This is a genomic window from Streptomyces vietnamensis, assembly GCF_000830005.1.
GTDB classification, from domain to species: domain Bacteria; phylum Actinomycetota; class Actinomycetes; order Streptomycetales; family Streptomycetaceae; genus Streptomyces; species Streptomyces vietnamensis.
Window position 1 is genome coordinate 1,914,965 of sequence record NZ_CP010407.1, and the last position, 17,866, is coordinate 1,932,830.

Genomic DNA, 17,866 nt, shown 5'->3' on the forward strand with positions numbered 1-17,866 from the left:
GTGTCACACCGTTCTACTTCTTGCGGCCGCGCTTCTCGCGCACCCGGACCGAGATGTGGATCGGGGTGCCCTCGAAGCCGAACTCCTCGCGCAGCCGGCGCTCGATGAAGCGGCGGTAGCCGGCCTCCAGGAAGCCGGAGGCGAAGAGCACGAAGCGGGGCGGCTTGGTGCCGGCCTGCGTGCCGAAGAGGATGCGGGGCTGCTTGCCGCCGCGGACCGGGTGCGGGTGGGCGGCGACGATCTCGCCCAGGAAGGCGTTGAGCCGGCCGGTGGGGACGCGGGTCTCCCAGCCGGCGAGGGCGGTCTCGATGGCCGGGACCAGCTTCTCCATGTGGCGGCCGGTCTTGGCGGACACGTTGACCCGGGGCGCCCAGGAGACCTGCTGCATCTCGGTCTCGATCTCGCGCTCGAGGTAGTAGCGGCGCTCCTCGTCGAGCTCGTCCCACTTGTTGTAGGCGATGACGATGGCGCGGCCCGACTCGACCGCCATCGTGATGATGCGCTGGTCCTGGACCGAGATGGTGTCGGTGGTGTCGATGAGGATGACGGCCACCTCCGCCTTCTCGACGGCGGCCGCGGTCCGCAGGGAGGCGTAGTAGTCGGCGCCCTCCTGGAGGTGGACCTTCTTGCGGATGCCGGCGGTGTCGACGAACTTCCACGTGACGCCGCCGAGCTCGATGAGCTCGTCGACCGGGTCGCGGGTGGTGCCGGCCAGCTCGTTGACGACGACCCGGTCCTCGCCCGCGACCTTGTTGAGCAGGGAGGACTTGCCGACGTTCGGGCGGCCGATGAGGGCGATGCGGCGGGGGCCGCCCACCGCGTTGCCGAAGCGCTGCTCGGGGGCCTCGGGCAGCTTCTTCAGGACCTCGTCGAGGAGGTCGCCGGTGCCGCGGCCGTGCAGCGAGGAGACGGGGAACGGCTCGCCGAGGCCCAGGGACCAGAGCATGGCCGCGTCGGCCTCGCCGGACTGGCCGTCGACCTTGTTCGCGGCGAGGACGACGGGCTTCCCGGCGCGGCGGAGCAGCTTGACGACGGCCTCGTCGGTGTCGGTGGCGCCGACGGTGGAGTCCACGACGAAGAGGCAGGCGTCGGCGGCCTCGATGGCGTACTCGGCCTGGGCGGCGACGGAGGCGTCGATGCCGAGGACGTCCTGCTCCCAGCCGCCGGTGTCGACGACCTTGAAGCGGCGGCCGGCCCATTCGGCCTCGTAGGTGACGCGGTCGCGGGTGACGCCCGGCTTGTCCTCGACGACGGCCTCGCGGCGGCCGATGATGCGGTTCACCAGGGTCGACTTGCCGACGTTCGGGCGGCCGACGACGGCGAGGACGGGGAGCGGGCCGTGGCCGGCCTCCTCGATCGCGCCCTCGACGTCCTCGACGTCGAAGCCCTCTTCCGCGGCGAGCTCCATGAACTCCGCGTACTCGGCGTCGCCAAGTGCCCCGTGGTCGTGCTGGTCGTTCATGAAGTCCGTTCCTTGATCATTCGTGGTCGGTGGTCCCGGACGGCCGGAGCCGTGGGAGCCACTACTGAGAGTGTCGCTCAGCGCCCGGTGAGGCGCCTGGCGTTTTCCAGGTGGGCGGTGAGCTTCCCCTGGATCCGTACGGTGGCCTCGTCGAGCGCCTTGCGGGTGCGGCGGCCGGAGCCGTCCCCCGCCTCGAAGGCGTCGCCGAAGACGACGTCGACGCTGCCGCGCAGCGGAGGCAGTGCCTTGACCAACCGTCCGCGGCGCTCGGTGCTTCCCAGGACGGCGACCGGGACGATCGGCGCGCCGCTGCGGACGGCGAAGTACGCCAGGCCCGCGCGCAGCGAGGCGAAGTCGCCGTCGCCGCGGGTGCCCTCGGGGAAGATCCCGAGGACGCCGCCCTGGTCCAGTACGCCGAGCGCGTTGCCTATCGCGGTGCGGTCGGTGCTCTCCCGGTCCACCTTGAGCTGCCCGATGCCCTCCAGGAAGCTGCCGAGCGGGCCGACGAACGCCTCCTTCTTGATGAGGAAGTGCACGGGGCGCGGGGCGGTGCCCATGAGCATGGGGCCGTCGATGTTGTGCGCGTGGTTGACGGCGAGGATGACGGGGCCGGAGGCCGGCACCCGCCAGGCGCCGAGGACGCGCGGTTTCCAGAAGCCGTACATCAGCCCGATGCCGATGCGACGGCCGACGGCGGCGCCCTTCGCGGAGGGCAGGGTCACTTGACGGCCGCCCTCTTCTCCTCGACGAGGGTGACGACGCACTCGATGACCTGGTCCAGGGTGAGCTCGGTGGTGTCGACCTCGACGGCGTCGCCGGCCTTGGCGAGCGGGGAGGTCTTGCGGCTGGAGTCGGCCGCGTCCCGCTTGATCAGGGCTTCCTTCGTCGCGTGCACGTCGACGCCCTTGAGCTCGCCGGAGCGGCGGGCGGCACGGGCCTCGGGCGAGGCCGTGAGGAAGATCTTCAGGTCGGCGTCCGGCAGGACGGTGGTGCCGATGTCCCGGCCCTCGACGACGATGCCGGTCTCGGCGCTGCGGGCGATGGACCGCTGCAGCTCCGTGATCAGGCTCCGCACCTCGGGGACGGCGCTGACGGCGCTGACCTTGGAGGTGACCTCTTCGGTCCGGATCGGCCCGGAGGCGTCGGCACCGTCGACGGTGATGGTGGGCCGGGCCGGGTCGGTGCCGGAGACGATGACCGGCTTGGACGCGGCGTTCGCGACGGCCTCGGCGTCGGTGACGTCGACGCCGTTGCTGATCATCCACCAGGTGATCGCCCGGTACTGGGCGCCGGTGTCGAGGTAGTTCAGCCCCAGCTTGGCGGCGACCGCCTTCGAGGTGCTGGACTTGCCCGTGCCGGAGGGCCCGTCGATGGCGACGATCACGGATTCCACGGTGGGAACACCTTCCTGGGGTGAGCGGTAGGGCCCGGCGGTTTGCGGGGGACCCCCACAAGGTTACCGAGTCCCCGGCACCCATTCGGCCCCGCCCATCGCGGGCCCACACCCGGCCGGGCGCCGCCCACCCCCGTGTGGGACCCGCACCCACCACCGCGTGGCCCCGCGCCCGCTGCCGTGTGGGCAATCGTCCCGCAGGGCGGGACGGGTGGGCACACGGGACGGCGCCCCCAGCCGGGCCTAGGCTCCCGCGCCTGGACCCGCACCACGACCGCGTCGTCACCTGGGTGCGGGTTCAGGCGCGGGGAGCTCGGGCGCCGCTAAGGGCGCCGTCCGTTGTGCCCACCCGTCCCGCCCCAGCGGAACGATTGCCCACAACGGGGGCGGCGGCGCCGTTCGTGCGGGTGGGCACCGCCCCGTGCGGGCGCCGCCCACAACGGGGCGCGGGCCTACAACGGGTGGCGGGGTTCAGCTCGTGCGGAGGGACCAGCCTCGTTCCTGCAGCGCCGCGCCCAGCGGACCCGCCGCCGACGGCTCCACCATCAGCTGGACCAGACCCGCCTGCTGCCCCGTCGCGTGCTCGATGCGGACGTCCTCGATGTTGACGCCCGCCCGCCCCGCGTCGGCGAAGATGCGGGCGAGCTCGCCCGGCTGGTCGCTGATGAGGACGGCGACGGTCTCGTAGGCCTTGGGCGCGGCACCGTGCTTGCCGGGAACGCGGGCCCGCCCCGCGTTCCCGCGCCGCAGCACGTCCTCGACCCCCGTCGCACCGTCGCGGCGTTCGTCCGCCGAGGCGGACTGGAGGGCCCGCAGCGCGCGCACGGTCTCGTCGAGGTCGGCGGCGACGCCGGAGAGGACGTCGGCGACGGGCCCGGGGTTGGCGGAGAGGATCTCGACCCACATGCGCGGGTCGGAGGCCGCGATCCGGGTGACGTCGCGGATGCCCTGCCCGCAGAGCCGTACGGCGGACTCGTCGGCCTCCTCCAGGCGCGCGGCGACCATCGAGGACACCAGCTGCGGGGTGTGGGAGACGAGGGCCACGGCCCGGTCGTGGGCGTCGGCGTCCATGACGACGGGGACGGCCCGGCAGAGGGCGACGAGCTCCAGGGCGAGGTTGAGGACCTCGGTGTCGGTGTCCCGGGTCGGGGTGAGGACCCAGGGCCGGCCCTCGAAGAGGTCGGCGGTGGCGGCGAGCGGGCCGGACCGCTCCTTGCCGGACATGGGGTGGCTGCCGATGTACGCGGTGAGGTCGAGGCCCAGCGCCTCCAGCTCCCGCTTCGGGCCGCCCTTGACGCTGGCCACGTCCAGGTAGCCGCGGGCCAGGCCGGCCTTCATGGCCTCGGCGAGGGTGGCGGCCACGTGCGCCGGGGGCACGGCGACGACGACGAGGTCCACGGGGCCTTCGGGGGCCTCGTCGGTGCCCGCGCCGAGCGCGGCGGCCGTGCGGGCGCGCGCCGGGTCGTGGTCGCGCAGGTGGACGCTGACGCCCCGGCCCGCGAGGGCGAGGGCGGCGGAGGTGCCGATCAGGCCGGTACCGATGACGAGCGCTGTTCTCACTGGGCGATGTCCTTGCGCAGGGCGGCCGCGGCACCGAGGTAGACGTGCGCGATCCGGGACTTGGGCAGTTCGGTCTCGACGTGGGCGAGGAGCCGGACGACCCTCGGCATCGCACCCTCGATGTCGAGTTCCTGTGCGCAGATCAGGGGGACGTCGACGATCCCGATGTGCCGGGCCGCGGCGGCGGGGAAGTCGCTGTGCAGATCGGGCGTGGCCGTGAACCAGATGCTGATGAGGTCCTCGGTGGTGAGCCCGTTGCGTTCGAGGACGGCGGTGAGCAGCTCCTCGACCTGCTCGCGCATGTGTCCGGCCTCGTCCCGCTCCAGCTGGACGGCTCCTCGGACCGCTCGTACCGCCACGTCGTACTCCTTCGCCTGCGCCAGTGCTCCGTTCAGCCTAGTCAGCGGCGGGGACGGCGCGCCGTGGCGCCCGCCCTCCGAGACGGGGCGGGCGCCACGGACTCCACACGCGGTCAGAGCTGCTGCCGGCGGATGATCTCCTCCAGGGAGGCGCCCTGGGGCAGCGAACCGTTCGGGGTCAGCTTGTCGACGGCCTGCGGCAGCGACTGCGCGATCTCGTCGGCGGCCTGCTCCGGGCTGACGCCGGCGTCCGCCGCGACCTTCTGGAGGGTGTCGTCGGGGAGGGCCCCGGCGATCTGGGCGCCGCTGACGGCCTGGTTCTCGCCGGTGCCGACCCAGGACTGGGCCTGGTCGGTGAGACCGGCCTTGGTGAGCATGTCGAGAAGGCCGCCGAGCGGGTTCGAGCCGTTGCCTCCTCCCCCGAGGGCCCCGAGCAGGGCGCCGAGGATGTTGCCGCCGCCGCCCTGCCCGCCTGCGCCGCCGAGGAGGCCCCCGAGGAGACTGCCGAGATCGTTGCCACCCGCCATGGTCCTGCCTTTCGTCCGGTACGGAACACGCCCAATGTCACCCGAACCGGGGTGTTCCGCCACTCGGGGTAGTGGGCGGCCGTGTTGCGGTCCCGGCGCGTGGTGCGCGGCGAAGCTGGCGGCATGACTTCACGCGCCACGACACGTCGTACCGTCCTGTTGGCCGCGGCGGCTCTGACGACGGCCTGCGGCTCGGACGGCGGGGGCGGCGGCGGTACGAGCACGAGCGCCCCGGCCACCAGCGAACCGGCCACCAGCGAACCGGCCCCGACCAGTACGGCCGCTCCGAGCGGTGGCGCTCCCCTGGCCAGGACCTCCCAGATCCCGGTCGGCGGCGGCACGGTCTTCGCGAAGGAGAAGGTGGTCGTGACGCAGCCGACGGCGGGCGAGTTCAAGGCGTTCTCGGCGATCTGCACCCACCAGGGCTGCACGGTGAACAAGGTCGAGGACGGCACGATCGACTGTCCCTGCCACGGCTCCAAGTACCGCATCGCCGACGGGTCGGTGGCGGCCGGCCCGGCCCCTCGCCCCCTCCCGGCCGAGCAGATTATTGTCTCGGGGGAAACGATCACTCTCGCGTAATCTGCCGGGCATGACTCCGGAAGAGCTGGTGCGCGAGCACACGATCTACTCCTGCGTGATGGGCTCGCGCGCCTTCGGTCTGGCGACCGAGGACAGCGACACGGACGTACGGGGCGTGTATCTCGCCCCGACGCCGCTCTTCTGGCACTTCGACAAGCCCCCGGCGCACGTGGAGGGCCCGGGCGAGGACCAGTTCAGCTGGGAGCTGGAACGCTTCTGCGAGCTCGCCCTGCGCAACAACCCGAACGTCCTGGAATGCCTCCACTCCCCCGTGGTCGAGCACGTCGACGACTGGGGCCGCGAGCTCCTCTCCCTGCGCGGCGCCTTCCTGTCCCGCCGGGCCCACCAGACCTTCGTCCGGTACGCGGTCGGCCAGCGCCGCAAGCTGGACGCGGACGTCCGCCAGTACGGGCATCCGCGCTGGAAGCACGCCATGCACCTGCTGCGGCTCCTCACCAGCTGCCGCGACCTGCTGCGCACGGGCGAGCTCCGCATCGACGTGGGCGAGGACCGCGACCGCCTCCTCGCGGTCAAGCGCGGCGAGGTGTCCTGGCCGGAGGTGGAGTCCTGGATGAACCGCCTCCAGGAGGAGGCGGACCGCGCCCACGACACGACCCCCCTCCCCGCCGCCCCGGACACACCCCGGATCCAGGACTTCCTGACCCGCGCCCGCCGCGCCTCCGCCCTGGCCTAGCTCTGGCTCACGCGTCCCAGAGCGCGCCGAAGGTCAGCAGGTCGCTGCGGTACTCGACGCGCTCCTCCCACTCCTTCGGCCAGGCGTCCGCGCCGAGGTGGGCGCCGGCGAAGGCGCCCGCGAGGGCGGCGATCGAGTCGGAGTCGCCGCGCGTGCAGGCCGCGCGGCGCAGGGCGGTGAGGGGCTCGTCGGGGAAGAGCAGGAAGCAGAGCAGGCCGGTCGCGAGGGCCTCCTCGGCGATCCAGCCGTCGCCGGTGTACTCGCAGGGGTCGAGCTCCGGGTCGGCCGTGCGCTGGACGGCGTCGAGGCGCTCCAGGACGGCCAGGCACTCGTCCCAGCCCCGCTGGACGAAGTGGAGTGCGCTGGGGTCCTGGGAGCGGGTCCACAGGTCGCCGAGCCAGTGCTCGTGGTAGCGGGAGCGGTTCTCGTACGCGTACGAGCGCAGCTGCCCGACGAGCCCGGCCGGGTCCACGCCCTGCGCGAGCAGGTACACGGCGCGGGCGGTGAGGTCGGAGGCGGCGAGCGCGGTGGGGTGACCGTGGGTCAGGCCCGACTGGAGCTGCGCGGCACCGGCCCGCTGCTCCTCGCTGAGCCCGGGGACCAGCCCGATGGGCGCGACCCGCATGTTGGCGCCACAGCCCTTGGAGTGGATCTGGCTGGCGTCCTGCCAGGGCCGGTCGCCGTCGAGGAGCATGCAGGCGCGCAGGCAGGTGTTGCCGGGGGCGCGGTTGTTCTCCGGGGAGTGGTACCAGTCGACGAACTCGTCGCGTACGGGCCTGGCGAGCCGCAGCGGGGCCAGTACGCCCCGGTCCATGGCCGTGCGGATGCCACGGGCGAAGGCGAGGGTCATCTGGGTGTCGTCGGTGACGTACGCCGTGCCGTTCCTGACCGGCAGCGCCATCTGACGCCAGGGACCGACCTTGGCGAGGATCGACGGCACGTCGTTGAACTCGGTCGGGAAGCCCAGCGCGTCCCCGAGCGCGAGCCCGATCAGGGAGCCGGTCGCGGCCTGCTTGGTCGCGTGTCGTGTGAGGTTCATGCGGGGCGTCCTTCCGGTCGCAGGAGGGGCGGGTGGAGGGTGGTGGCCCCGCCCGCCCGGTAGAGAGCGGCCGGTTTCCCCCGTCCGCCGGTGAGGCGCGGCGGTCCTTCCACGGCCTGGACGAAGCCGGGCGTGGTGAGGACCTTGCGCCGGAAGTTGGGGCGGTCGAGTTCGACGCCCCAGACCGTCTCGTAGACCTGCCGCAGCTCGCCGAGGGTGAACTCGGGCGGGCAGAAGGCGGTCGCGAGGCAGGTGTACTCCAGCTTGGCGCCGACCCGTTCGTGGGCGTCGGCGAGGATCCGGTCGTGGTCGAAGGCGAGGGCGCCGTGCGTCCCGTACGGGATCCACCGGGCCTGGGCCGCGTCGCCGCCGCCGCGCGGCTCGGGCGGGTCGGGTACGAGCGCGGTGAAGGCGACGGAGACGACCCGCATCCTCGGGTCGCGGTCCGGTTCGGTGTAGGTGCGGAGCTGTTCGAGGTGGAGTCCGGCGACGGTGGCCTCGGAGAGGCCGGTCTCCTCGGCGAGTTCGCGCCGGGCGGCCCGTTCGGCGGACTCGCGGGGCAGGACGAATCCGCCGGGCAGGGCCCAGGATCCGGCGTACGGCTCCTGGCCGCGCTCGACGAGCAGGACGTGCAGGCGCTCCTCGCGGATCGTGAGGACGGCGAGGTCGACGGTGACGGCGAACGGCTCGAAGGCGTACGGGTCGTAGCCCTCGGGGGCCTGGTGGGCGGTCATCGGCGCTCCGGCAGGGGGTGGGCGAGGTACGGGCCCTCGGCGAGCAGGTGGTCGACGGCGGCGACGGCGGCCGCGAGCCGCTCCTCGTGGGGGCCGGTGAGGACGGCCGTGCGGCGGCCGGTGTGCGCGAGCTGGGTGAGGAAGCGGGCGGTCATCCAGGGCCGCAGCTGCTCCTCGTCGCCCTCGCAGGGGACGCCCCGGTGGTCGGTGAGCAGCCAGAGGTGCTGCCGGCCGTGGGCGGCGATCTCGCCGGCGGCGGGGCTGGTGGTGCCGAAGTGGCGCTCGTGCCAGATGGTGGCGGCGAAGGCGTCGGTGTCGCAGAAGAGGACGGGCGAGCCGTCCCTGGCGGCCTCCTCCTCCCGTTCGGCCCGGCGCTGGGCGATGACGGGGAAGTCGGAGGAGCGGAGGGTGGGCTCGAACGCGCCGGGCTCGCTCCCGTACTCCGGTACGCAGCGGGTACGGGCCCAGACGCCACCGCGCCGCCGGTAGTGGTCGGCGAGGGCGCGGGCCATGGTGGTGGTGCCGGTGGACCCGGCGCCGAGGACGACGACGCGCCGGGTGAGCGCGGCCCGTACCGGCGGCTCCAGGAAGTCCCAGAAGGCGGCGGGGTCCTCGCGTACGGCGGTGTCGGAGAGGGGCGGCTCGCAGTCGACGAGGACGGTCTCGGCGCCGAGGCGGCGGCCGAGTTCGTCCCCGTACGGCTCCGAGGCGAAGACGGCGTCGACGCGCTCGGGGCCGGCGTACTCGTCGTCGACGGCGCCGGACACGAGGACGTCCGGGTGGATCTCCCGCAGCCAGGCGACCCGGTCCTCCACGGACAGGGCGTCCAGGGAGGAGCCCCGGACGAGCACCGTGACGCGCTCGCAGCGGTCGCGCGCGGTGCGGACGAGGTGGTGGTGGCCGGCGTGCGGCGGATGGAACCCGCCGGGGACGAGGCCGTGGCCGTAACGCGTCATGGCGTGATCCCCGCCGCGAGCAGCCTCGTCCCCTCGGTGCGCTTCGTGCGGCGCACCGGCGGGACGTCGAGACCTGGTCCACCCCCGTGGGCCCAGGTCCACCGGCTGTACACGGCGGGGCTCACCTCCGATCTCTTTAAGAGTCATCCTGACTATAAAGCGTCACGGTCGTCCCCCACAAGGCCCACCGGCCCTCGCCCCCCGGCCCCGGGCCCCGGACGCGGAGAAGCCCGTGACCGCCGGGCGGTCACGGGCTTCTCCGGTATGGCACCGGTACGGCAGGGGGCCTTACATGCCGACTTCCTTCATCAGCATGCCGACCTCGGTGTTGGTCAGGCGGCGCAGCCAGCCCGACTTCTGGTCGCCCAGGGCGATCGGGCCGAAGGCGGTGCGGACCAGCTTCTCGACCGGGAAGCCCGCCTCGGCGAGCATCCGGCGCACGATGTGCTTGCGGCCCTCGTGGAGGGTGACCTCGACCAGGTAGTTCTTGCCGGTCTGCTCGACGACGCGGAAGTGGTCGGCGCGCGCGTAGCCGTCCTCCAGCTGGATGCCTTCCTTCAGGCGCCGGCCGACCTCGCGGGGCAGCGGGCCGGTGATGGCGGCCAGGTAGGTCTTCTTCACGCCGTACTTCGGGTGCGTGAGGCGGTGGGCCAGCTCGCCGTGGTTGGTGAGCAGGATGATGCCCTCGGTCTCCGTGTCGAGCCGGCCGACGTGGAACAGCCGGGTCTCGCGGTTGGTGACGTAGTCGCCGAGGCACTGGCGGCCGTCCGGGTCCTCCATGGTGGAGACGACACCGGAGGGCTTGTTCAGCGCGAAGAAGAGGTACGACTGGGTGGCGACGGTCAGGCCGTCCACCTTGATCTCGTCCTTCTCCGGGTCGACGCGCATGCCCTGCTCGAGGACGATCTCGCCGTTGACCTCGACGCGGGCCTGCTCGATGAGCTCCTCGCAGGCGCGCCGCGAGCCCATGCCGGCGCGGGCGAGGACCTTCTGCAGCCGCTCGCCCTCCTGCTCGGCGCCGGGGAAGGTCTTCGGGAGCTTGATCTCGGGCTTGCCGGCGTACCGCTCCCGGTTGCGCTCCTCCGCGCGGGCGTCGTACTCGCGCGAGCGGGCGGGCGCCGTACGGCCGCCGCCGCGCTGCGGGGACTGCCGCGGGCCGCCCTTGGCGCCGCCGCGCGCGGCCGCGCCACGCCCGCGCTTGGGGGCCTCCGAGGAGCCGCCGGGGCTGTAGCGCTCGTCGTAGGTGCGCTCCTCCGGGCGCGCCTTGCGCGGGCTGGAGCCGGTCGGCCGACCGCCGCCCTGACCCGGACGCCCGCCGGCACCCTGGCCGGGGCGCCCGCCGCCCTGGCCCGGGCGTCCGCCGCCCTGGCCCTGACGGTCGTCGCGGCCGTTGCCGGCGCCGCGGTAGTTCCCGCGTCCGCCGCCACCGCCGCTGTTGCCGCGGCCTCCGCCGCTGCCGCCGCGGCCGCCGCTGTTGCCACCACGGCTCCCGCCGTTGTTTCCGCTGCTGTTCCTGCCGCTGCTGCTTCGCATCAAAGTTCCGTCTTGTCGTCTACGTCTGCGTCCGGGTCGAACGACGGGACGCCTTCCAGGGAGTCCGGCTCGACCGCCTCGGCCTCGGGGAGGAAGGGGGCGAGCTCGGGGAGTTCGTCCAGGCCGCGCAGGCCCATCCGCTCCAGGAAGTAGTTCGTCGTCCTGTACAGGATCGCACCTGTTTCGGGTTCCGCGCCCGCCTCCTCCACGAGACCCCGCTGGAGGAGGGTCCGCATCACGCCGTCGCAGTTGACTCCGCGTACCGCCGAGACGCGGGAACGGCTGACGGGCTGGCGGTACGCGACCACCGCGAGGGTCTCCAGTGCCGCCTGGGTGAGCCGCGCCTGCTGCCCCTCCAGGACGAAGGCCTCGACGGCGGGGGCGAAGGCGGCGCGGGTGTAGTAGCGCCAGCCGCCGGCCACCCGCCGCAGCTCGAAGCCGCGGCCCTGGGCGGTGTACTCGTCGGCCAGCTCGTGCAGGGCGTCGGCCACCTCGCGCGGGGTGCGCTCCAGGACCTTGGCGAGGTGGGCCTCGGTGGCGGGCTCGTCGACGACCATGAGGACGGCTTCAAGGGCGGGCTTGAGGTCGCTCATGCGGTGGCCTCCTGGTCGAATTCGTCGGTCACGGCCGCGGACGGGTCGGTCTCCCCGCCGGTCCAGGAGACCACGAGGTCCCCGAGGGCGGTCTCCTGGTCGAGGGCGACGGCCTTCTCCCGGTAGAGCTCCAGGAGGGCGAGGAAGCGGGCGACGACGGTGAGGGTGTCGTCGGCGTCCTCGATCAGCTCCCGGAAGACGGCCGTCCCGCGCTCGCGGAGCAGCGCGACGACCACGGCGGCCTGGTCGCGGACGCTGACGAGCGGGGCGTGGATGTGGTCGACGTACACCTGGGGCTCGGCCTTGGGCTGCATGGCCTTGACGGCCAGCTTGGCGAAGCCCTCGGCGCCGATGGAGATGACGACCTCGGGGAGCAGCTCGGCGTGGTGCGGTTCGAGTCCGACGGTACGGGGGTGGCGGCGGCCCTCGGTCTCCCAGCGCTCCTCGAAGATCGCGGCGATCTGCTTGTACGCGCGGTACTGGAGGAGCCGGGCGAAGAGCAGGTCGCGGGCCTCCAGGAGGGCGAGGTCGGCCTCGTCCTCCACCTCGGCGGCGGGGAGCAGCCGGGCGGCCTTGAGGTCGAGCAGGGTGGCGGCGACGACGAGGAACTCGGTGGTCTGGTCGAGGTCCCCGTCGGGCCCGAGGGCCCGCAGGTGCGCCATGAACTCGTCGGTGACCTGGGAGAGGGCGACCTCGGTGACGTCGAGCTTGTGCTTGGTGATCAGCTGGAGGAGCAGGTCGAAGGGCCCCTCGAAGTTGGAGAGCCGCACGGTGAACCGCCCGTCACGGCCCTCGGGCCCGTCACCGCCGGGGACGGTGTCCTCACGGGGCCGGGCAGACTCCCCCGACACCCCTCCGAGGGCCTCGGAGGCCCCGGAACCGGGCTCGGCCGGCCGCGGGGGCGTGCCGTCCTCCGGGCCGGACGTCCCGGCCGGCGCCGGGTGCTCCGTCTCGGACGGGTGATCCGCCCCGGACAGGGGATCCGGCCCCGACTGGGGCCGCGGGGCCTCTGGAGGCGCCGTCCCCGTCGGCTCGCCCGGGCCGCGGCCCAGGAGGCGGCGGCGCGGTGGGCGGGACGTTTCGTCGGGGGTGTGGTGCATGGGGGTCCAGGGGGAACGAGGAGGACGGCAGCCCGCAGGCTACCGTCAGCGGCCGCGCAGACGGCGGACGAGGATGCTCGCGTCGCCGCGGGACTCCAGGTCCGCCAGGACGACCGCGACGGCCTCCCGGACGATCCGGCCCCGGTCGACGGCGAGACCGTGCTCACCGCGCAGGACGAGCCGGGCGTGCTCCAGGTCCATCAGCTCCTCGGCGGAGACGTAGACCGTGATCTTCTCGTCGTGGCGCTCGCGGCCGCTGGGCCGCCGGTTCGCGGTGCGGCCGCCGCGCCGCCGGGCCGCCGCGGGGGCGGGCACCGAGGCGCCGGGCGCGGCCTTGGCGGCCGGTCCCTCGGGCTCGGCCGTGCGGGCGCGCGGCTCCGCGGCCTCGGAGTCCGCCGGAGCGTGCTCCGCGGAGCCCTCGGCCGCCGCCGTGTCGCTCTCGGCCGCCGGTGCGGGGACCGCGCGGCGGGGTGCGGACGCCTGGAGCGCCGTCCCCCCGGTCGTACGGAAGAGTTCGTCGGCTCCGGGCAGACTCACTCGGCGTGACACCGGGCGAGCACCTCCCTGGCGAGCTGACGGTAGGCGGCGGCGCCCACGGAGTTGGAGGCGTACGTGGTGATGGGCTCGCCGGCGACCGTGGTCTCCGGGAAGCGCACGGTCCGCCCGATGACCGTGTGGTACACGTGGTCGTCGAAGGCCTCGACGACGCGCGCGAGGACCTCACGGCTGTGCACGGTCCGGGAGTCGTACATCGTGGCGAGGATGCCGTCGAGCTCCAGCTCGGGGTTGAGCCGCTCCTGGACCTTCTCGATGGTCTCGGTGAGCAGCGCGACACCGCGCAGCGCGAAGAACTCGCATTCCAGCGGCACGATGACCTTGTGAGCGGCCGTCAGGGCGTTCACGGTCAGCAGGCCGAGCGAGGGCTGACAGTCGATCACGATGTAGTCGTAGTCGTTCATCAGCGGCTTCAGGGCGCGCTGGAGCGTCGACTCGCGCGCGACCTCGCTGACCAACTGGACTTCGGCGGCCGAGAGGTCGATGTTGCTCGGCAGCAGGTCCATGTTGGGCACGGCGGTCTTGAGGAGCACCTCGTCCGCCGACATGCCCCGCTCCATGAGCAGGTTGTAGACGGTGAGGTCGAGCTCCATCGGGTTCACGCCGAGGCCGACCGACAGGGCTCCCTGCGGGTCGAAGTCGACGAGCAGCACCCGTCGTCCGTACTCGGCGAGTGCGGCGCCCAGGTTGATGGTCGACGTGGTCTTGCCGACGCCGCCCTTCTGGTTGCACATCGCGATGATCTTCGCGGGTCCGTGGTCGGTCAGGGGACCCGGGATCGGGAAGTACGGCAGGGGCCGTCCGGTGGGGCCGATCCGCTCGCGGCGCTGGCGGGCAGCGTCGGGTGCGAGGGTGGCCGCGTACTCCGGGTCGGGCTCGTACTCGGCGTCGGGGTCGTAGAAGTGCCCCTCGGGCACCTCGTCGTAGGCGGCGAAGTGGGTGGACTCTCGGCCCATCTCGTTGCCGGCCGTGGCGTTCACGTGTAGGCCGTCCATCGTCTTCATCGTGTGGGCACTCGTCATGGGCTGGTGCGTCGCGAAGGTCCGCACCGCGACGGAGCCGATCGGGGCACCTGGCGCACCGCTCCCGGGAGTAAATGTCGACTCATTCACAAGTCGTCTTACCTCCTTGGATGTGACCAGGAACATTTATCGATAGGTCAGCGTGGCACCATGCCGACGGTTGGCGACTCTATGGCGTGTCACCGCTCCGCAGCAACACAATCCGCCGGACCCGGCCCGATGTGTCGGCAACCGAACACGTCTCTGTCAAGGGTGCGCAGGCATGCATCCACACGTTTCAGGGGTGTGCGAAACGGTTAAAGGGTTACGTTCGAGGCGAGTTGCCCGAACGTTTCGGCGGGCGCCGAGACACGGCCGGCCGGACCTTGTCGAACAAGGTCCGGCCGGGTGCGTGATATTGACGGCACGCGTTGACGGGGACGGCGTCAACGGGCCTTCGGGGGTCAGGCCAGGAGGCTGGCGAGCTCGACGTGCTCGAGGCCGTGCGCCTCGGCGACCTCCTTGTAAACCACCTTGCCGTCATGGGTGTTGAGGCCCAGGGCGAGGGCGGAGTCGCGGCGCAGCGCCTCGACCCAGCCGTTGTTCGCCAGCGACACGATGTAGGGCAGCGTGGCGTTGGTGAGGGCGTAGGTGGAGGTGTTCGGGACGGCGCCCGGCATGTTCGCCACGCAGTAGAAGATCGAGTTGTGGACCTGGAAGGTCGGCTCGGCGTGGGTGGTCGGGTGCGAGTCCTCGAAGCAGCCGCCCTGGTCGATCGCAATGTCGACAAGGACACTTCCGGGCTTCATCTTGGCGACGAGCTCGTTGGTGACCAGCTTCGGGGCCTTGGCGCCCGGGATGAGGACGGCGCCGATGACGAGGTCGGCCTCGACGACGGCCTTCTCCAGCTCGAAGGCGTTGGAGACGATCGTCTTGACCTTCGTGCCGAAGATCTTGTCGGCCTCGCGGAGCTTGTTGATGTCGCGGTCGAGCAGGGTCACGTGGAAGCCCAGGCCGATGGCGATCTGCACGGCGTTCCAGCCGGAGACGCCGCCGCCGATGACGACGCACTCGCCGGCGTGGGTGCCGGGGACGCCGCCGGGGAGGACGCCGCGGCCGCCGACCGAGCGCATCAGGTGGTAGGCGCCGACCTGCGGGGCCAGGCGGCCCGCGACCTCGGACATCGGGGCGAGCAGCGGGAGCGCGCGGTTCGCGGTCTCGACCGTCTCGTACGCGATGGCGGTGGTGCCGGACGCCAGGAGCGCGTCCGTGCACTCCTTGGAGGCGGCGAGGTGCAGGTAGGTGAAGAGGGTCTGGTCCTTGCGGAGGCGGTGGTACTCCTCCGCGATGGGCTCCTTGACCTTGAGCAGCAGGTCGGCGGTGGCCCAGACCTCGTCGGCGGTGGCGAGGATCTCGGCGCCGGCGGCGACGTACTCCTCGTCCGTGATCGAGGAGCCGACACCGGCGTTCTGCTCGATGAAGACCTGGTGGCCGTTGCGGACGAGCTCGTGGACACCGGCAGGGGTGATGGCCACACGGAACTCGTTGTTCTTGACCTCGCGGGGGATGCCGACCTTCATCGTCGATCACGGTCCTTGAATCAGGGGGATAACTGGGGCACTGCGATACATACCCGGATGCACTGCAGCGCACCGGGGCAGACCACGTTCGAACGCGGCGCACCCAGTCTAATGAAGGAGTTCCCGCTGTCTAGCCTTTCAAAGTACTAATCTTCGACGGAGCCACTGCGGATTTCGTAGGCTGACGGTTCCGTTTCCAGGAGTCTTTCCGCCGCGGACCGGTGCAGCCCGGCGGCCGCGGGGTCGCCGAGCCGGTCGAGGGTGTCGGCGAGACGCAGCTGGAGCGCGGCCTGCAGCCGCGTGTCCTGGGCCCGGCGGGCCCACTCCACCGCTTCCTCGCAGGTCCGCAGGGATTCCTCGGGCCGTCCGGCGTACTCCTGGACCCGGGCCGCCTCGCTCAACGCCCTTGCGTAGCCCGGGAGATCGGAGAGCCTCCGGTAGCCGGCCGCGGCGGCCCGCCAGCTCCGCAGGGCCTCCCCGTACCGCCCCGCATAGGTCTGTACGGCTCCGAGGCGGGCGTACAGCCGGGCCTGGTCGGCGCGCTCGTCCCGGGCGAGGCGCTGGGCGAGGGCCCGCCCGTACCAGTCGCCGGCCCGCTGCCAGTCCCCCAGCTCCTGATAGGAACCACCTACGGATTCCATTGCGCGACCGATGGCGTACGGGTCATTTGCTCTGCGTCCGGCATCCAAAGCCGACCGATATCGCAGCAGAGCGTCCTTCGTCCTGCCGGTCCTGGCGTCGAGATCGGCCAGGTTGAGCAGGGCGGCGGCCTGCTCGCGGTGCAGCCCGCGCCGTTCGGCCACGTCCAGGACGAGCCGGTGCAGGCCGTACAGCTCGGGGGCGGCGGCCTCGGCGCCCCGGTGCGCGGCGAGCGCCCTGACGAGCGAGGCGACGAGCCGGCGCGCAAGGGTGTCGAGCTCTCCGTCGGCCACGGCGAGCCGGGCGGAGGCGAGGAGCACGGCCTGCCGGGAGTCCAGCCAGGCGGCGGCCGCGGCCGCGCTCGGGAAACGCAGGGCACGCGGCAGCCCGGCCAGCTTCCGGCGGGCGGACGAGCCCTCGGGTTCGGTGACCGCACGGCAGGACTGGAGGAGCCGTACGGTCCGCTCCAGCATCCGGGCCCGGGCGAGCTGCACCTCGGCGGGCCGGTCGCGCTCCTCCAGCTGGGCGCGAAGGAGGGGGACGAGATGCGCGCGCACCTCGTACTGTCCGTCCTCGCCGCCCGAGACGAGCCCCAGGGCGGCGAAGTCGGCGAGGGTCGTCGTGGCCGCCGAGACCGAGCAGCCGGCCAGGGCGGAGGCGGTGTGGGCGTCGGCCCGGCCCAGCGGGGCCAGGGCGAGGAATCGCAGTATCCGGGCGGCGGTGGCGGGCAGCGCCTCGTGGGCGAGCAGGAAGGCCCGGGTGAGGGGATCGCCGCTGAGCCCGCGCAGCCGCTTGGCGAGGTCGGCGACGGAGGCCTTCGGCTGGACGGACAGCCAGCCGCCGGCGAGGACGACCGCGGCGGGCAGCCCCCCGCACTCCTCGACGAGGGTCTCGGCGGCCTGCGGGTCGACGGTGATGCGGACGGAGCCGGTGAAGGCGGTGAGGAGCTCGATGGCCGACTTGGGGTCGAGCCCGCCGAGGGTGCAGGGCCGTACGTCGGGGATGCCGGTGAGGGGCCCGCGGGCGACCCCGATGACCAGGGCGTCGGGGTTGTCGGGGATGAGGGGGTCGGCCTGCTCGGCGTCGACGGCGTCGTCGAGGAGCAGAACGGCCCGGCGGTCGGCGAGCGCGCCCCTGACGAGCTCGGTCAACTCGTCCTCCCCGGCCCCGGGGGGTTCGGCGACGCCGAGCGCGGCGAGCAGTTCCTGCGCGACCCGCGCGGTGGGGACGGGGTCGCCGCCGGGCTCGGTGAGACGGGCGCGGAAGACTCCGTCGGGGTAACGGTCGGCGAGCCCGGCGGCCAGCTCCTCGGCGAGGGCGGTCCGTCCGGATCCGGGCTTGCCGGCGATGAGCAGGACCCGGGCGCGGGGCGCCTTGCGGCCGGTGAGGGTGTCGAGGCCGGTCCGCTCGATGTCGGCGCGCAGGGCCTTCAACTCCCGCTGCCGACCGAAGAACCGCCGGCTGCCGGCCGCCGCCACAGCCTGATCCGTCACGGGCCACGCTCCCGTCCACCTGCGCACGAGCCGATCCCGCGGGGGCTCCGCACGGGCGATTCCGAG

At 72.9% G+C, this 17,866-nt stretch carries 18 protein-coding genes; 2 read left to right on the forward strand and 16 right to left on the reverse strand.

Features of this window, described 5'->3' with window-relative positions; all coding sequences use genetic code 11:
- Positions 1–13: 13 nt before the first annotated feature.
- The 6 genes from der to SVTN_RS08420 form a co-directional block, all read right to left on the reverse strand.
- On the reverse strand, positions 14–1,462 hold the full coding sequence (der, locus tag SVTN_RS08395; RefSeq protein ID WP_041128502.1) for a ribosome biogenesis GTPase Der: 1,449 nt from the start codon (positions 1,460–1,462) through the stop codon (positions 14–16).
- A 77-nt stretch (positions 1,463–1,539) separates the two neighbouring features.
- Positions 1,540–2,184 carry a lysophospholipid acyltransferase family protein gene (locus SVTN_RS08400; RefSeq protein WP_041128503.1) on the reverse strand — a complete coding sequence of 215 codons (645 nt, stop codon included), beginning with the start codon at positions 2,182–2,184 and terminating at the stop codon, positions 1,540–1,542.
- Positions 2,181–2,855, reverse strand: a complete 675-nt coding sequence (gene cmk / locus SVTN_RS08405) for a (d)CMP kinase (protein ID WP_078908253.1) — start codon at positions 2,853–2,855, stop codon at positions 2,181–2,183. The genes SVTN_RS08400 and cmk overlap by 4 nt, the downstream gene beginning before the upstream one ends.
- Before the next feature lie 471 nt (positions 2,856–3,326).
- On the reverse strand, positions 3,327–4,415 hold the full coding sequence (locus tag SVTN_RS08410) for a prephenate dehydrogenase (protein ID WP_041128504.1): 1,089 nt from the start codon (positions 4,413–4,415) through the stop codon (positions 3,327–3,329).
- Positions 4,412–4,774, reverse strand: coding sequence for a chorismate mutase (gene aroH / locus SVTN_RS08415; protein ID WP_041128505.1), 363 nt, complete (start codon positions 4,772–4,774; stop codon positions 4,412–4,414). Before aroH ends, SVTN_RS08410 begins: the two co-directional genes overlap by 4 nt.
- A gap of 113 nt (positions 4,775–4,887) precedes the next feature.
- Positions 4,888–5,364, reverse strand: a complete 477-nt coding sequence (locus SVTN_RS08420) for a YidB family protein (protein ID WP_425428952.1) — start codon at positions 5,362–5,364, stop codon at positions 4,888–4,890.
- Positions 5,365–5,424: 60 nt separating this feature from the next.
- Between SVTN_RS08420 and SVTN_RS08425 the strand changes: the two genes are divergently transcribed.
- Together SVTN_RS08425 and SVTN_RS08430 are read left to right on the forward strand one after the other, a co-directional pair.
- Positions 5,425–5,883, forward strand: coding sequence for a Rieske (2Fe-2S) protein (locus SVTN_RS08425; protein ID WP_041128507.1), 459 nt, complete (start codon positions 5,425–5,427; stop codon positions 5,881–5,883).
- A 10-nt stretch (positions 5,884–5,893) separates the two neighbouring features.
- Positions 5,894–6,577 (forward strand): nucleotidyltransferase domain-containing protein, encoded by a 684-nt coding sequence (locus SVTN_RS08430; protein ID WP_041128508.1) that lies wholly within the window; start codon positions 5,894–5,896, stop codon positions 6,575–6,577.
- 7 nt (positions 6,578–6,584) lie between these two features.
- Here the strand turns inward: SVTN_RS08430 and SVTN_RS08435 are convergent, their stop codons facing one another.
- From SVTN_RS08435 to SVTN_RS08480, 10 genes are all read right to left on the reverse strand, one after another.
- Positions 6,585–7,616 (reverse strand): ADP-ribosylglycohydrolase family protein, encoded by a 1,032-nt coding sequence (locus tag SVTN_RS08435; RefSeq protein ID WP_041128509.1) that lies wholly within the window; start codon positions 7,614–7,616, stop codon positions 6,585–6,587.
- Complete coding sequence (locus SVTN_RS08440) at positions 7,613–8,350, reverse strand: NUDIX hydrolase (protein WP_041128510.1); 738 nt, start codon at positions 8,348–8,350, stop codon at positions 7,613–7,615. The genes SVTN_RS08435 and SVTN_RS08440 overlap by 4 nt, the downstream gene beginning before the upstream one ends.
- Complete coding sequence (locus SVTN_RS08445) at positions 8,347–9,306, reverse strand: AAA family ATPase (protein ID WP_041128511.1); 960 nt, start codon at positions 9,304–9,306, stop codon at positions 8,347–8,349. The genes SVTN_RS08440 and SVTN_RS08445 overlap by 4 nt, the downstream gene beginning before the upstream one ends.
- A gap of 288 nt (positions 9,307–9,594) precedes the next feature.
- The gene (locus SVTN_RS08450; protein ID WP_041128512.1) at positions 9,595–10,839 is read right to left on the reverse strand and encodes a pseudouridine synthase; all 1,245 of its coding nucleotides are present in this window, start codon (positions 10,837–10,839) and stop codon (positions 9,595–9,597) included.
- Entirely contained in the window at positions 10,839–11,432 is a 594-nt protein-coding gene (gene scpB, locus SVTN_RS08455; protein ID WP_041128513.1) for an SMC-Scp complex subunit ScpB, read from the reverse strand. The genes SVTN_RS08450 and scpB overlap by 1 nt, the downstream gene beginning before the upstream one ends.
- Positions 11,429–12,532, reverse strand: a complete 1,104-nt coding sequence (locus SVTN_RS08460) for a segregation and condensation protein A (RefSeq protein WP_078908254.1) — start codon at positions 12,530–12,532, stop codon at positions 11,429–11,431. The genes scpB and SVTN_RS08460 overlap by 4 nt, the downstream gene beginning before the upstream one ends.
- A gap of 45 nt (positions 12,533–12,577) precedes the next feature.
- Positions 12,578–13,081 carry a hypothetical protein gene (locus SVTN_RS08465; RefSeq protein WP_245727478.1) on the reverse strand — a complete coding sequence of 168 codons (504 nt, stop codon included), beginning with the start codon at positions 13,079–13,081 and terminating at the stop codon, positions 12,578–12,580.
- Positions 13,066–14,091 (reverse strand): ParA family protein, encoded by a 1,026-nt coding sequence (locus tag SVTN_RS08470; protein WP_030212665.1) that lies wholly within the window; start codon positions 14,089–14,091, stop codon positions 13,066–13,068. Before SVTN_RS08470 ends, SVTN_RS08465 begins: the two co-directional genes overlap by 16 nt.
- Positions 14,092–14,552: 461 nt before the next feature.
- Positions 14,553–15,668, reverse strand: a complete 1,116-nt coding sequence (gene ald, locus SVTN_RS08475; protein WP_041128515.1) for an alanine dehydrogenase — start codon at positions 15,666–15,668, stop codon at positions 14,553–14,555.
- A gap of 146 nt (positions 15,669–15,814) precedes the next feature.
- Positions 15,815–17,800, reverse strand: a complete 1,986-nt coding sequence (locus SVTN_RS08480) for an AAA family ATPase (protein ID WP_041128516.1) — start codon at positions 17,798–17,800, stop codon at positions 15,815–15,817.
- Between the last annotated feature and the right edge of the window lie 66 nt (positions 17,801–17,866).

Excerpts from the sequence above, each read along its gene's own strand:
- der (WP_041128502.1), bottom strand. The coding sequence starts at position 1,462 with ATGAACGACCAGCACGACCACGGGGCACTTGGCGACGCCGAGTACGCG.
- SVTN_RS08425 (WP_041128507.1), top strand. The coding sequence starts at position 5,425 with ATGACTTCACGCGCCACGACACGTCGTACCGTCCTGTTGGCCGCGGCG.
- SVTN_RS08430 (WP_041128508.1), top strand. The coding sequence starts at position 5,894 with ATGACTCCGGAAGAGCTGGTGCGCGAGCACACGATCTACTCCTGCGTG.
- SVTN_RS08435 (WP_041128509.1), bottom strand. The coding sequence starts at position 7,616 with ATGAACCTCACACGACACGCGACCAAGCAGGCCGCGACCGGCTCCCTG.
- SVTN_RS08440 (WP_041128510.1), bottom strand. The coding sequence starts at position 8,350 with ATGACCGCCCACCAGGCCCCCGAGGGCTACGACCCGTACGCCTTCGAG.
- SVTN_RS08445 (WP_041128511.1), bottom strand. The coding sequence starts at position 9,306 with ATGACGCGTTACGGCCACGGCCTCGTCCCCGGCGGGTTCCATCCGCCG.
- SVTN_RS08450 (WP_041128512.1), bottom strand. The coding sequence starts at position 10,839 with ATGCGAAGCAGCAGCGGCAGGAACAGCAGCGGAAACAACGGCGGGAGC.
- scpB (WP_041128513.1), bottom strand. The coding sequence starts at position 11,432 with ATGAGCGACCTCAAGCCCGCCCTTGAAGCCGTCCTCATGGTCGTCGAC.
- SVTN_RS08460 (WP_078908254.1), bottom strand. The coding sequence starts at position 12,532 with ATGCACCACACCCCCGACGAAACGTCCCGCCCACCGCGCCGCCGCCTC.
- SVTN_RS08470 (WP_030212665.1), bottom strand. The coding sequence starts at position 14,091 with ATGAAGACGATGGACGGCCTACACGTGAACGCCACGGCCGGCAACGAG.
- ald (WP_041128515.1), bottom strand. The coding sequence starts at position 15,668 with ATGAAGGTCGGCATCCCCCGCGAGGTCAAGAACAACGAGTTCCGTGTG.